Consider the following 13862-nt stretch of genomic DNA (forward strand, 5'->3'; position numbering starts at 1 on the left):
TCAGCCTTCGGCGGGAACCGCTTTCGGCTTGCCCTCGCCATCCAGCGCCACCATGACGAAATCGGCATGGGTGACCTTCTCCATCAGGTCGGAAAGGTAGCGTTGCGCCCAGGCCTCGACCTTGAGCGTCATCGAAGTGCGGCCGACGCGCTCGACATGAGTGTAGATGCACAGCGTGTCGCCGATCTTCATCGCCTTGGCGAACGACATCTCTTTCACCGCAGCCGTCACCACGCGGCCCTTGGCGCGTTCGGCGGCGCGGATGCCGCAGGCCAGATCCATCTGCGCCATCACCCAGCCGCCGAAAATGTCGCCGGCCGCATTGGCATCCGAAGGCATGGCCAGGGTGCGCAGCGTCAGATCGCCAAGCGGCCGTCCTTCAGCGTAGTGCACCATGCGAGAAATCCTTCGAGACCGGCTGCCCTCGATCCCGTATCGTCACGGCGCCCGAAGGTCAACGCGCCACGCCATGGGCACGAGGCTCCAAAGAGCTTTTCGCGATAGGAATTTTTTCTTGACTCGGTGCCCTCAGCTATGGTACATTTTTGCCTATGGTGCTGATTTGCGCCAGTGACCCGCCCGCACCGGCGGGTTTTTCGTTTGATGCACCGTCAGCCAACGCCCGGCGAAGGTTGATCAGAAATAGCGCCTTAGGTTCGTGCGGATGCGATCGAGCACGCTATCCCCGGAAAGATCCGGCGAGAATTCCTTGCCCGTGATCGCCTCATAGGCCTGCGCGTAGACCCCGGAAGCCTGTTCGACGATCTCGTCGGGTATCTCTGGAATCGGGTCGCTATAGGGATCGCAGCGCGCCGAGACCCACGAGCGGATGAAATCCTTGTCGAAACTCTCCGGCCGGCTGCCGCTGGCGAGCGCCTGTTCGTAACTCGATGCGATCCAATATCGGCTGCTGTCCGGGGTGTGGATTTCATCGGCAAGAATGATGGTCCCATCCTTGTCGGTGCCGAATTCGTACTTCGTGTCGGCGAGGATCAGGCCGCGTTCCGCGGCACGCTGCTGGCCGCGGCCGAACAGCCGCAAGGCGTAGTCCGACACGGTGTCCCACTGCGCTGGCGTAAGCAGGCCCTGCTCGAGAATCTCCGCTTTGGACAGCGGTTCGTCATGGCCGCCATGCGCGGCCTTGCTGGTCGGCGTGATGATCGGCTCCGCCAGTCTTTCATTGTCGCGCAGGCCATCCGGCAGGCGGATGCCGTACATGTCGCGGTCACCGCGCTTGTAGCGGGTCAGAATCGAGGTGCTGGTGGTGCCCGCCAGATAGCCGCGCACGACAATCTCGACCGGCAGGATGTCGAGCCTTGTGCCGACGACGACGTTCGGGTCGGGATATTCGAGAACATGGTTCGGGCAGATGTCGGCGGTTTCCTCGAACCAGTAGCGCGCCGTCTGGGTGAGGATCTCGCCCTTGTAGGGAATCGAGGTCAGGATGGTGTCGAAGGCACTGAGCCGGTCGGTGGCGATAATGATGCGCCGGCCATCCGCCAGATCGTAGTTTTCGCGAACCTTGCCGCTGTAGTGGCCCGGCAGTTCGGGAATGAACGCGTCAGGAAGAGTCCGCATATGATTTCCTGCCTTCCGCAGAGTGGCCAGAGCATAGTTCCGAAAAATTATGCGCTGAGATAGTGTCATCGCATAGGCTGTCGGGAAGGTAGATATCAAGCGCGATTGTCGGGAATCCCCGCAAACCCGACCGGTTCGGCGGTCGCTTTTTTCACAACTGATGCCGGAAGGCGCGGCGACTTGGGAGCGCCGCCGCGTCTAGGCTGCAGCCAATTTTCCGGAGCCGCCCGCATCATCATGCAGACCTATGATTTCATCATCGTCGGCTCCGGCTCGGCCGGCTCGGTCCTAGCCGAAAAACTCTCGGCCTCGGGGCGCTTCTCGGTGCTGGTGCTGGAGGCCGGCGGCACCGACCGCCGCTTCTACGTGCAGATGCCGCTCGGCTACGGCAAGACCTTCTTCGATCCTGACGTCAACTGGAACTACAAGGCAGAGCCGGACCCGGGACTTGCCGGCAATGCCGACCACTGGCCGCGCGGCAAGCTGCTCGGCGGTTCGAGCTCGATCAACGCCATGGTCTGGATCAGGGGCGCGCGCGAGGATTTCGATGCATGGGCCGCCGCCGGCAATCCCGGCTGGGGCTATGACGACCTCTTGCCCGCCTTCAAGGCGCTCGAGGACAACCAGGCCGGCGCCGATGCATGGCGCGGCACGGGCGGCCCGTTGCACGTCACCGACTGTTCAAACGCCGTCCATCCGCTGACCAGGCGCTATCTGGCCGCCGGCGAGCAGGCCGGCCTGCCGCTTAACCCGGATTTCAACGGCGCTGCGCAGGAAGGCGTCGGCGTCTACCAGATCTCGACCCGCAACGGCCGCCGCATGTCGGCGGCGCGCGCTTTCCTGCGCCCGGCGATGAAGCGCGGGAATGTCCGCGTCGAGATGAAGGCGCTGGCGACAAAAATCCTGTTCGAGGGCAAGCGCGCCGTCGGCGTCGAGTATCAGCAAAGCGGCGAGACGAAGACGGCGCGTGCCGGCCGCGAAATCATCCTGTCGGGCGGCTCGGTCAACTCGCCGCAATTGCTGCAGCTGTCCGGCATCGGCCCATCCGCCCTGCTCAAAGGCCTGGGCATCCCGATCGTCCACGCCAACGAGAATGTCGGCGCGCATCTGCAGGACCATGTCGGCATCAACTACACCTTCAAGGGCAAGTTGCCGACGCTCAACCAGACGCTGCGCCCCTGGTGGGGTAAGCTGCTGGTCGGCATGCGATACATCCTGACCCGTTCGGGCCCGCTGTCGCTGTCGATGAACAATGCCGGCGGCTTCTTCCGCACCGACCCTGCGGCGACGCGGCCCAACATGCAGCTCTATTTCCAGGCCTTCTCTACCGTCATTCCCAAGAGCGGCGAGCGCCCGATCCTGACGCCGGACCCATGGCCGGGCTTTTCCATCGGCCTGTCCAATTGCCGCCCGTCGAGCCGTGGCGAGATCATGATCCGCTCGGCCAATCCGCGCGACTACCCCAGGATAACGGCCAATGCCTACTCCACCAATGCCGATGTCGAGGAGATGCTGGCAGCGGTGAAATTCGTGCGCAAGATCGCTTCGATGCCCGCCATGGCCGAGATCATCGAGGAAGAGGTCCTGCCCGGCCCGTCGATCACCTCGGACGCCGATCTGGTCCAGGATTTCCGGAAACGCTCGGGCACCGTCTATCACCCGGTCTCGACCTGCCGCATGGGCCCCGATCCCGCGCGCGCCGTCGTCGATCCGCGCCTCAAGGTGCATGGCCTCGAAGGCCTGCGCGTCATCGATGCCTCGATCTTTCCCGACAACATCACCGGCAACACCAACGCCGCCTCGATCATGACCGGTTGGAAGGGCGCCGAACTGGTTCTGGAGGACCAAAAATGAAGATCACCGACGTCAAGACCTGGGTTGTCGGCAATCCGCCGCCCGGCATCGGCGGCAAGTATTTCATCTTCGTCAAGCTGACCACCGATGGCGGCGTCGTCGGCTATGGCGAGGCCTACAACGCCACCTTCTCCGCCCATGTCACGGCCAAGATGATCGAGGACATGGCCGAGCGCTATCTCGTCGGCCGCGATCCGCACGACATCGAGAACTTCTTCCGCCGCGCCTATTCCTCCGGCTTCACCCAGCGGCCCGACGTGACCGGCATGGGCTGCTTCTCGGCGCTGGAAATGGCCTGCTGGGACATTATCGGCAAGGAAGCCAACAAGCCGGTCTACAAATTGCTCGGAGGCCAGGTGCACGAGACGCTGCGCTCCTACACCTATCTCTACCCGCACACCGGCAGCGTCCATTCCGAGGATGCGCACGGCAAGAACGTCTACAACGACCCCGATCTCGCCGCTGCCTGCGCGCTCGAATATGTCGAGCAGGGTTTCAATGCCGTCAAGCTCGACCCGGCAGGCCCCTACACCGCCTTCGACGGCCATCAGCCGCGCCTTGCCGATATCGACCTGTCCACCCGCATGATCAAGGCGATCCGCGAGGCGGTCGGCACCCGCGCCGACATCCTGTTCGGCACGCACGGCCAGTTCACCGCCTCCGGCGCGCTGCGCATGGCACGCGCCATCGAGCCCTACGATCCCTTGTGGTTCGAGGAGCCGGTGCCGCCGGACATGCCAGAGGTGATGGCGCAAGTAGCCCGCGCGACCTCGATCCCGATCGCCACCGGCGAACGGCTGACGACCAAATTCGAATTCGCCCGCGTCATCGAGAACCGCGCCGCGACCATCCTGCAGCCGGACCTCGGCCGCTCCGGCGGCATCCTCGAAACCAAGAAGATCGCCGCGATGGCCGAGGCCTACCACATCCAGATCGCACCGCACTGCTATTGCGGACCGATCGTCGGTGCCGCCAATATCCAGCTGGCGGTGACGCTGCCCAACTTCCTCATCCTCGAATCGCTGAAGCAGTGGGACGGCTTTCACGCCACGCTGCTGAAGAAAAAGATCGAGTGGCAGGACGGCAAAGTCATCCCCTCAAAGGAGCCCGGCCTCGGCGTCGAGCTCAATGAGACCGTCTGCGACGCGCATCCCTATACGGGCAAGGACCTGCATCTGCAGATGATGCAAACGCCGCTGATGCCATGAGCGAAAGCTACGCCTTCATCGGTCTCGGCCATCTCGGCAGCAACCTTGCCGCCAGCCTGGTCCGCAACGGCTTTGCCATCACCGTCTTCGACCGCGATCCCGCCGCCGTCGAACGACTGGTGGCGCTCGGCGCCACCGCAGCGGCCAGCCCCGCCCAGGCAGCCGCGCGGGCCGGCAACGCCTTCACGTGCCTGCCCTCGCCCAAGGTCAGCGAAGCGGTGCTGATCGGTCCTGATGGGCTGCTTGAGGGCCTGCCTCAGGGCGGCACCTGGATCGAGATGTCGACCAATGGCCGCGACGAGATCCTTCGCCTCGCAGCCCTCGCCTCGGCCATGGGCGTCGAGACGCTGGAATGCCCGGTCACCGGCGGCGTGCATCTGGCGGCGGCCGGCAAGATCACCGCGCTGGTCGGTGGCGACACCGCACTCTATGCGCGCCATCGTCCGGCCATCGAAGCGATGTGCGCGAAGTCTTTCCTGATGGGTCCGATCGGCTCGGCGGCGGTGATCAAGGTGATCACCAACATGCTCGCCTTCATCCATCTCGTCGCCGCCGGCGAAGCGCTGATGCTGGCCAAGCAGGGCGGGCTCGACCTCGCCCAATCCTACCACGCCATCGTTGCCTCCTCCGGCAACAGCTTCGTCCACGAGACCGAAAGCCAGCTCGTTCTCAACGGCTCCTACGACATCGGCTTCACCATGGACCTGGCGCTGAAGGACCTCGGCTTCGCGCTCGCCATGGGCGAACAGTCCGGCGTGCCGCTTGAGCTGGCATCGCGCGTCAACGCGATTTTTCAGCAAGGCAAGGCCGCCTATGGCGGCGGCGCCTGGTCGACCCAGATCGTCAAATTGTTGGAAGATGCCGTCGGCACCGACCTGCGCGCGCCTGGCTTTCCCGCAAAGCTGGAAATCTGAGGCGGCTAAATTTTACAAACGATTTCATGGCATTGAGCGGACCACCGGATTCATGCCCGCAGCTGCCTGCATCAATTCCTTAACGGCCTGAATCAATACCTTAAGGTCAGCGCACCGGGCAGAATCTCGAAGGTCGCGGGTATGCATCCCGGCGACTCGCCGTCTATGTCGACCAGCGCGCCGTTCTTCTCTAAGTCGCCGAGCGGTTCGACCACCACTTTCCGGCCGCGCAGGATGGTGATCGCAGGATGATTGCGATGCCGGCCGCCATAGAGCAGCCGGATGTCCCAAATCAGCTTCAGCTTACCGGCCGCGCGCAGGATGACGATGTCGAACTGCCCGTCGGTCAGGTCGGCGTCCGGCGCGATCATCATGCCGCCGCCGAAGAACTTTCCATTGGCCACCGCCACCAGCGCCATGCGCGCTTCGACCGGCGTGCCGTCGTCGACGGTGATCCTGACGTCCTGGAAGCGGTAGCGGATGAACTCGACCACGGTGCGCCACAGGAACAGCACTTTGGCCGACATCCTGCCCTTGCGCTTGTCGGCATTGACGGCGCGGTCAGTGGCGCCGGAAAGGCCGAGGCTGGCAATGTTGATGAAGTGCCGGCTGGCCAGCGCGCCACGATCGTCGATGTAGCAGATGCGCCCGGCATCGACCTTGCGGGGCTTGGCTTCGGCGATCCGCTTCAGCACGGCATCCACCTCTTTCGGCAGGCCGAGCCCCCGTGCGAAATCGATGCCGGTGCCGCATGGCAACAGGCCAAGCTCGGTGGTCCGGCCGCTCTCCTGGGCCGCCTGCAACAGCCCGTCGGCCACTTCGCTGGCGGTGCCGTCACCGCCGGCCGCGATCACCAGATCGAAGCCAATCATCGCGAGATCGATTGCCAGCCTTTCGGCGTCACCTTCGGCTTGCGTCTCGCGCAGCTCGAATTCGCCAAAATGCTTTTTCAGCGACACGGCGACATCAGGCCAATGCCGTTTCAGCCGGCCGCCACCGGCAATCGGGTTGAGAACCACTCCGACTTTCAAATACCCGCCCTCCCCGGCGCCGGACATGCAGGTCCGATCCTTTGCCGGCATTGAAGCCCGCGCCCACCGGCGGAGCAAGGGGCGCTGTCGGCTCGTACGCAAAAAAGCGGGCGGGCTGTCTAACGCAGCCGGCGCTCGAATTCCCAGGGTTGTGGCAAACGATCCCCGATAATCCCGCTATCCACAGGCCTCAGGTCATTCCCCGGGACCCTTACCCGGCGTACATTAAACCCATCTCAGGCGGCTACCGATCATCAAGCCGAAAGGCGAAGTGAAAGGCGGATTTCCTGAGGCCCGTACGGCCCGAAGCGAGAGCAGGCTTGCCTGTTTCGAGGGACGGAGCCGAGACCTACGGGGCCGCGGAAAGCGTGCCAACGCCGACGGCGGACCGATGCTGCCATGAAGGACGGCAAAAACCTTCGATGGTGCGCAGGGCAAAGCCCGCAAGGGTGGAGACCGGCGTGGTCCCGAACGGACGCTGCTCTCGGGCGGCGGACTGGCAGGACCGTCAAAATCAAGGCCGGCAAGGCGCGACGACTTTACGGAAGTTGCTGCCGCGACCGCGTCCTGATCTGACAGGGAGGCGCTGGGAGAAATCCCGGCGCCGACTGTCTTTTTGGCCCCCCGATGCCCTTTGGCGGCGATCTTGCGAGCGCCGCTTCTCCACGCGCTAAAATCGGTTAGTATCGCTGCGTCGTCAGAGTCTGTTGCAAAGCGGACTCGTAGAAGGGGGATACTTCATGACGCTGATCCAGAAGCTTGCCGTCGCCTATGCTTTCCTGTTCTTCGGCGTCGTCGCCATAGGCTACATACCGGCGTTCAACGATGCCAACGGCAATCTGTTCGGCCTGTTCTCGCTGCAATGGTATGACGACCTGCTGCACGCCTTCTCCGGCGTCTGGGCACTGGCCGCCGCCTTCATCTCGCACCGCCAGGCGGTGTTCTATTTCAAGCTGTTCGGTTCGGTCTACCTGTTCGACGGCGTGCTCGGTCTGGTCACCGGTTCCGGCTGCCTCGATGCCGGTATCTTCATCAACGGCTTCCGCTCCCTCAACGATATCGAATTCCCGGCCCGCTTCTTCGCCAACCTGCCGCACCTCGTCATTGGCGGCTTCGCCGTCTATGTCGGCTTCCGGCTGGCCAGGCGCATACACGAACACTTCGCCACGGCCTGATCGGCCATGTTCCTGTTCCGCTGGCTGAAGCGCATCATCAAGACGATCCTGTGGGTGATCGTCATCGTCATTCTCATCCCGATCGCCGGGCTGAGCTACGGCTTTCTGACGACGTCCTCGCTCGACAAGACGCCGCTGCCCGGAATTGCCGATGGCGCACCGCCCAAGGCGCTGGCCGACAAGGTCCGCGCCGAGATCTTCGGCTACCAGCGGCCGGAGGAATCGACCTTCCTCACCTATCCGGAATGGGCGATCGTCTACGCCGCGCGCGAATATGCCGGCTTCGTCGACAAGGATCAGTCGAGCGGCTTCCCCTACTGGTCCTATGTCGGCCGCTTCTGGCAGGACTACGCCACGGTGATCCGCGCCAGCGCTCCCTACAAGTTCAATTACGCCAACCATCAGATGCTGGTCATCATCGGCACCAGCCACTCGATCGAGCATATCCTGCAGTGGGCCTATGAGAACACGGTCGGCCGCATCACCGAGGCGACGACGGCCAAGCGCACCGCCGCCGACATCTATCAAGCCAAGGTGGCGGCGGACTATGCCGCTTTCCTCGACCAGGTGCCCTGGTATCAGTTCCCCTATGCCGACAAGCGCGCCGGCCTGTTTGCCGTGCAGCCGGCGCCGGGCGACAGCTCAATCCGCACCAGCGAACGCAAGCTGGCCTTCGGCCTCGCCGACACCATCAAGCAGGGCTATGCCGACCTGATCAAGCAGGCGCTCGCCGCCACGATGGACCCTGCCTTGCTCGACATCCATGTCTGGGCCAAGGGACCCGTCGGCGAAGCCACGCGCAACGAGCCCGACACCTTGCTCGAACGCGACATGGGCGCTGACGGCACCATCTTCGTCACCAGGCGCTATCAGGTCTTCACCGAAATGATCCCGCGCCTGATCGACAAGGGCGTCTCCTTCGTCGAGATCGGCGGCAATGACGAGATCATGGTCACCGTGCTCTCCACCGATACGATCGCCATCCCCGAAGGCATGCGCATCCTGTTCAGCTATCCGCTGCCGGCCGATCAATCCACGCGCCGCACCGGCATGATCGTCGCCGTGCGCAAGCTGCATCTCGTGCTGCCGACGCTGATCAAGGCCGGCGCCCGGCTTGAACACGTCTACGATTACTGAGGCCTTTCGGCCACGCCCGGCCAGGATTACGCATTTCCTGGCCTCCGCCACGCCCATTCCACAATCGCGGCCAAATCCCGCCTTGTTCGCGCGCGAAGGAATGGGAAGAAATGGAAGGGCTGCCGGGGGGCATCCCGAAGGGACAAGACCGTGATCAAGACCGCCCTTGTCGCCATGACCATTGTCGGCTGCGACTGCGATGCCAAGCTGTGCGAATATATCGGCGAGACGCCGGCCAAATGGTCGACCGTGGCCGAGTGCGAAGCCGCGATGAAAAGCCAGATGCTGCACGAGCGCAATTTCAACTATCCGCTCGTCTCCGGCATTTGCCGCACGAAGGGTTCGTCGTCCTCCTCGCAACTGGCCGCGACCGCATCGCGCCCGGAATTGAAGCCCGCCAGCCGCGTTGTTCGAACCGAAAGCCCGTTGCCGCCTGAACTGAGCCACCGGCCAAGCGTCTCGGTGGGTTCGCCGACGACAGCCATGGAAGCCGACGCCGCCCGGCCCGTCGCTTATGAACAAGTGGTCGATGGCGGAACCGGCGTGCTCTATCGCACGAAAAACGGCTACGCCGTGGTCAAGACCGATCTTGGCCGCGCCGCATCAGTGACCGCCGACGCCGCGAAACGCTCTGTGAACTGGCTGGCCGGACTGATGCCGAAGGGGCTGTAGTCCTGCTGGCGTTTGACGACCGCGTGGTCAGGCAGGCACATAGGTCAACCTGATCACGTCGTCGCCTATCAGATCGCTGGCCACGAAGCGAAGCGGCGGCCGGGGGCCGGCGAAAAATGGCTTGCCCTGACCGAGCACGAACGGGTGGAGGTAGAGTTGATATTCATCGATAAGACCAAGGTCGGTCAAGCTTCGTGCCAGGTCTGGTCCGGAAACTGAAATCTCCCCCATGAGTTCAGCCTTAAGCCCACGTATCACTGCCTCGACGTCATCCGCGACAAGTGTGGCATTGGGGCCGACCGACTTCAGCGAGCGCGACACAACCCACTTCGGTTGGCTCCGCCACGCCGCCGCGAATTCGTGCGCCTCCGCGTTCCACTCAGGACTGTCTTCGTCCCAATAGCGCATGACCTCGTACATGCCGCGACCGTAAACACTGCCGCTCAAATTGCGCACTTGCTCCATCCAGTGACGAAAGATTGTCGGGCCCGACGGCATTTTCTGGTGGTCGACGTAACCGTCGAGGGACTGGTTCATTCTGAAAATGAGCTTCGCCATGCTGCAGGATCTCCACATCCGGATCGTCAGAATAACTTGCGCCGCCGTTACGCAAAAGTGTGGCCCCAACCGAAATCCAAACCGAGACACGACCCTAGTCCCGCTGCAACTTGACTTTCAGGCTCTGCCAGAACTTGTCGATGAGCGGCTTTTCGGCCGCTGCATCCTCGCCGGCAATGCGGGTGATGAACAGCAGCCCCCGATCGGCCAGGCCGAAGCCGACGATCTCGAAATCGGCGGTGTCGGTGCGTGTCTTCACCTCGGCCCGGATGCCGGTCAATTCCTTGCCGTCGGCGAGTTTGCGCGTGGTCGGCCCCTGCGTCAGCTTGGCGCCGGCCTGCACCGATTCCCTGGTCATCTCCTGCAGCATCAGCTGGTTTAGCGACACCGGATTCATCTTGCCGTATTCCTGCACGACGACGATCGTACCGAGAGCCGATGCCATCAAATATTGCGTGATGTTCTCGCCGAGATCGGTCTTGGTCACCGAAATGCCGCTGGGATGGACGAAGGAAAAATCGCTGCCGGAAAAGGTAGCGAAGTCGTTGCGCTCGAGCGTCACCTTGCTCTGCTTGCCGCCGGGCAACGTCACATCGGCGCTCTCGCCGGGATCGATATCGACCGTCACGCCGTCGATGGTCAGCTTGAAGGCCTTGAGATCCTCGGCTCCGGCAGGGCCAGCGCACAGCGCGATGAGGATGAGTGCCGCGGCCGATACCTTGCGCATGAAGTCTCCTAAGGTCTACGCCACCCCGCTCAGCGCCTTGATGGCACGGTAGAAGGTCGAGGAAAACAGTTCCGTCGGGTCATACTGCCGCTTCGCCGCCAGGAAGGCCGGCAGTTCGGGATAGGAGGCCAGCAATTCCCTGGCCGTATAATGCAGCTGGTAGGGCAGGAAGAACCGGCCGCCATGCTTGATCGTTACGTCGATCAGCGCCCGGGTCAGCGCCCGCATCCTGGCATTGCCGTCGGCATCGGTCGGCTGGTTGATGTAGAGCACCAGCGAATAGGCCGGCTCCGGCGCGTAGGTCAGCGCCACATCCTCCTTGTGGACGATGCGCACCGAAGCATTGAGCACCGGCAGCGTCTGGTTGCGCAGGATCTCGCGCGCTTCCGCGATGAATTCGACATAGGCGGCACGCGGAATAAAATATTCGTGCAGGATGTCGGTCTCTTCCATCCGGTCGTTGAAGAGATAGGGCACCGAATCGTGCATCGGGTTGTTGCGGGTGACAAGACAGGCCTCGCCCTCGGCCATCGCCGAGGTACGCGCCACCGTGCAGCTTTCGAATTTCGGCTCCAGCGTCTTTTCGGTGAACCACTTCAGCTCCTGGAACAGGCTGCCCCATTTCGCCAGGTTGATGATCACCCGCTTCAACCCGACCGATCCCGGCTCGCCGATCTCGGGCTGATCCGCCGGCGGCTGCTCGGCCACCTTGTCGTAACGGTAGACGATCATGTCCTCGAGGAAATTGCCGGGCGCCGTCGACAGATGGCCGTAGAACAGGCCGATCTCCTTGTTCGGCTCCAGCACCTCGGCGAAGAACTTCGGAAAATCGTCCGATCTGATGATTTCGCGCGAGGTGCGGTAGACGGCGTTGTCGACGATATCGAGCGTCGCCTCCAGCACCACGCCGAACAGGCCATAGCCGCCGACGACGTGGCGGAACAGATCGGTGTTCTCGGTGGGCGAGCAGGTCGTCACCGAGCCGTCGGCCAGCATCACCCGCATCGAGCGGATCGAGCCCGCCACCGAACCTGCCTGGTGGTCCATGCCGTGCGCATTGACCGACAGCGAGCCGCCGACCGAGAAGATGTCGGTTGATTGCATGGCCTTCACCGCAAAGTGCGGATGCAGAAGGTTCTGGATGTCGTGCCAGCACGCGCCCGGCTGCAAGGTCATGGTCTTCGCCGCAGCATCCACGGTCACCTTGTTGAACTTTCTGAGGTCGAGTACCAGAGCGTTGTCGTCGAAGGCATGCCCGCCCATCGAATGGCGGATGGCGGCCAGTGAGACTTTCAGGCCATTGGCATGCGCGAAGGCCAGCGCCTTGGCGATGTGCTCGTCCTCGCTGACCTCGACGACGCCGTAGACCGGCGTCCTCGACAGGCCGCTGGCATCGTTGATGTCGCCGCCTTTTGCCGACCAGGGCAGCGACGCATCGAAGGCCGGCGCATTGTCCGGCAGCTTCAGAGGCAGCGGGAAGCCGTCTATATCGGCTATCCGTCCTGCGTTCTTTGGGCCCGAAGGCCCGCGCGCCAGCCGCGCCACCGTGTTGCCGCCCCACAGCATCGCGCCGCCGACGACAGCCGCACCCAGCAGCAGTCGCCGCGACAGGCGAAACCCCTTTTGTTCGTCAGCCATGAATATCCCCGTTGGCCAAGGGATAGCGCGGCTCTTTGGCAAAAACCATAGCGGTGCCGCCGGACAGCGTTCCGCCTGGCATCGAGGGGTGGAGAGTACGAAAGTGGCCGGTTCCCGGAGGAACCGGCCAGAAATGGAGCAGGGTCTGAAAATTGCGTCAGCAGGTCTGCTGACGCACGGCGCTCACGCCTTACGAAGCCTTCTTGATCGACGTCACGATGCCGGTCTTGTCATCGACGGTCACTGCTACCTTGGCGCCGACCTTCAATTTGCCGACCGCCGCTTCCGGCGATAGCTGGTAGATCTTGCCGTCGTCGAGGGTGATCGACTTGGTCGTCGGGTCGACGGCCTGGATGGTGCCCTGAACAGTCGCGGCATAGGCGGTGCCTAGGAAGGCGAGCAGAGCGGCGGTGGTTGCGAGGGTCTTCTTCATGGTAAGCACTCCGTGCTGTTTCACTTTCCGGACCGCCGCCTTGGGAAACGACAGCACCGGACGGCCTGAAACTGGAACGGAAAGCGCTCCCTCCGCAAATCACGTTGGGTGAATTTTCGCAAACAATATCATAGGCTTAATTCCGACACATTGTCTGCGGCCAAGATCATTTCAGGCCGCTTCGGCTCCCCCAATGGCGCACTTCTGTCCACGAAAAGAGTCGTTTAGCCTAGATGTGGCGGGCGGTTTCGATCACGGCGCGGCCGCCGCAATCCGTCTCGGGCGGCATCACGAAACAGACTGCCGACCGGTCTTCGGTACACATTTTGTTTCATGGATCAGTTCAAAACCGCAACTCCAAAGCGGATCAAAACTCGCGCTCCGGTTGCAAATCGGGAACGGATGCAGGATGGTGCGTCGTTACGATGAAGGGGGGCCTTCCATGAAGCTTGCAGTCCGGGCCATGATATCCCTGATGCTCGCGCTTGCTCCGGGATCGGCCGGCGCACAAGGCGCGGATTCGGGCGACGACAAAACGGTTATGTTTGCCAGGGACGATCCCGAGATGGCGGTAGCGACTGCGAAGGCGCATGCCAGCTTGGATGAGTTCCTGGCCCTGGCCGAAGCACCGCCCTCGGGCACGGACAGGTTCAAATTGAAGGTCGAGGTGCGCGATGGGAATGTCCGCGAGCACTTCTGGGTCATCCCGTTCCGCCGCACGGAAACCGGCTTCGTCGGCATATTGGCAAACCAGCCGGAGGCAGTGCGCAATGTCGTCCTCGGCCAGAATATAGAATTCACCAGGGACGATGTTTCCGACTGGGGATACAGACGCGACGGGCGGCAAGTCGGCAGCTTCACCGTCTGTGTGATGTTCAAGAGAATGTCGAAGGATGAAGCGGACTATATGCGTGACAACTCCGGTTACGATTGTTGA

14 protein-coding genes are annotated in these 13862 nt (G+C 62.8%); 7 read left to right on the forward strand and 7 right to left on the reverse strand.

All coding sequences use genetic code 11. The features are described from left to right. The gene (locus tag MESCI2_RS0127910; RefSeq protein ID WP_024504171.1) at nt 1–396 is read right to left on the reverse strand and encodes an acyl-CoA thioesterase; all 396 of its coding nucleotides are present in this window, start codon (nt 394–396) and stop codon (nt 1–3) included. Nucleotides 397–636: 240 nt separating this feature from the next. Further along, the gene (locus MESCI2_RS0127915) at nt 637–1578 is read right to left on the reverse strand and encodes a phosphoribosylaminoimidazolesuccinocarboxamide synthase (RefSeq protein ID WP_027039347.1); all 942 of its coding nucleotides are present in this window, start codon (nt 1576–1578) and stop codon (nt 637–639) included. Between the two features lie 237 nt (nt 1579–1815). Between MESCI2_RS0127915 and MESCI2_RS0127920 the strand changes: the two genes are divergently transcribed. From MESCI2_RS0127920 to MESCI2_RS0127930, 3 genes are read left to right on the forward strand one after another with little or no spacing between them, the layout of a single operon-like run. Further along, nucleotides 1816–3432, forward strand: a complete 1617-nt coding sequence (locus tag MESCI2_RS0127920; RefSeq protein ID WP_027039348.1) for a GMC family oxidoreductase — start codon at nt 1816–1818, stop codon at nt 3430–3432. Beyond that, on the forward strand, nt 3429–4640 hold the full coding sequence (locus MESCI2_RS0127925) for a mandelate racemase/muconate lactonizing enzyme family protein (RefSeq protein WP_027039349.1): 1212 nt from the start codon (nt 3429–3431) through the stop codon (nt 4638–4640). Before MESCI2_RS0127920 ends, MESCI2_RS0127925 begins: the two co-directional genes overlap by 4 nt. Next, the gene (locus MESCI2_RS0127930) at nt 4637–5554 is read left to right on the forward strand and encodes an NAD(P)-dependent oxidoreductase (RefSeq protein ID WP_027039350.1); all 918 of its coding nucleotides are present in this window, start codon (nt 4637–4639) and stop codon (nt 5552–5554) included. The genes MESCI2_RS0127925 and MESCI2_RS0127930 overlap by 4 nt, the downstream gene beginning before the upstream one ends. A gap of 92 nt (nt 5555–5646) precedes the next feature. Here the strand turns inward: MESCI2_RS0127930 and MESCI2_RS0127935 are convergent, their stop codons facing one another. Then, nucleotides 5647–6585 carry a YegS/Rv2252/BmrU family lipid kinase gene (locus MESCI2_RS0127935; RefSeq protein ID WP_027039351.1) on the reverse strand — a complete coding sequence of 313 codons (939 nt, stop codon included), beginning with the start codon at nt 6583–6585 and terminating at the stop codon, nt 5647–5649. 740 nt (nt 6586–7325) lie between these two features. Here MESCI2_RS0127935 and MESCI2_RS0127940 point away from each other — a divergent pair. The 3 genes from MESCI2_RS0127940 (at nt 7326) to MESCI2_RS0127950 (ending at nt 9569) form a co-directional block, all read left to right on the forward strand. Next, nucleotides 7326–7760 (forward strand): hypothetical protein, encoded by a 435-nt coding sequence (locus MESCI2_RS0127940; protein WP_027039352.1) that lies wholly within the window; start codon nt 7326–7328, stop codon nt 7758–7760. Between the two features lie 6 nt (nt 7761–7766). After that, the gene (locus MESCI2_RS0127945) at nt 7767–8897 is read left to right on the forward strand and encodes a hypothetical protein (RefSeq protein ID WP_027039353.1); all 1131 of its coding nucleotides are present in this window, start codon (nt 7767–7769) and stop codon (nt 8895–8897) included. 150 nt (nt 8898–9047) lie between these two features. Continuing rightward, complete coding sequence (locus MESCI2_RS0127950; protein WP_027039354.1) at nt 9048–9569, forward strand: hypothetical protein; 522 nt, start codon at nt 9048–9050, stop codon at nt 9567–9569. A gap of 27 nt (nt 9570–9596) precedes the next feature. Here MESCI2_RS0127950 and MESCI2_RS0127955 read toward each other — a convergent pair whose 3' ends face one another. From MESCI2_RS0127955 to MESCI2_RS0127970, 4 genes are all read right to left on the reverse strand, one after another. Continuing rightward, nucleotides 9597–10127, reverse strand: coding sequence for a dihydrofolate reductase family protein (locus MESCI2_RS0127955; protein WP_027039355.1), 531 nt, complete (start codon nt 10125–10127; stop codon nt 9597–9599). A gap of 94 nt (nt 10128–10221) precedes the next feature. Continuing rightward, nucleotides 10222–10854: a hypothetical protein gene (locus tag MESCI2_RS0127960; RefSeq protein WP_027039356.1), complete on the reverse strand. Its 633-nt coding sequence runs from the start codon at nt 10852–10854 to the stop codon at nt 10222–10224. A 15-nt stretch (nt 10855–10869) separates the two neighbouring features. Beyond that, nucleotides 10870–12492: an FAD-binding oxidoreductase gene (locus tag MESCI2_RS0127965; RefSeq protein WP_027039357.1), complete on the reverse strand. Its 1623-nt coding sequence runs from the start codon at nt 12490–12492 to the stop codon at nt 10870–10872. A gap of 190 nt (nt 12493–12682) precedes the next feature. Then, nucleotides 12683–12925 carry a DUF1344 domain-containing protein gene (locus MESCI2_RS0127970; protein ID WP_027039358.1) on the reverse strand — a complete coding sequence of 81 codons (243 nt, stop codon included), beginning with the start codon at nt 12923–12925 and terminating at the stop codon, nt 12683–12685. Between the two features lie 193 nt (nt 12926–13118). On the opposite strand from MESCI2_RS0127970, the gene MESCI2_RS0127980 reads away from it, so the two are divergent. Then, nucleotides 13119–13862 carry a YegJ family protein gene (locus tag MESCI2_RS0127980; RefSeq protein WP_245270484.1) on the forward strand — a complete coding sequence of 248 codons (744 nt, stop codon included), beginning with the start codon at nt 13119–13121 and terminating at the stop codon, nt 13860–13862.

Origin of the sequence: Mesorhizobium ciceri WSM4083, from assembly GCF_000519305.1 — a bacterium.
GTDB lineage: Bacteria > Pseudomonadota > Alphaproteobacteria > Rhizobiales > Rhizobiaceae > Mesorhizobium > Mesorhizobium ciceri_B.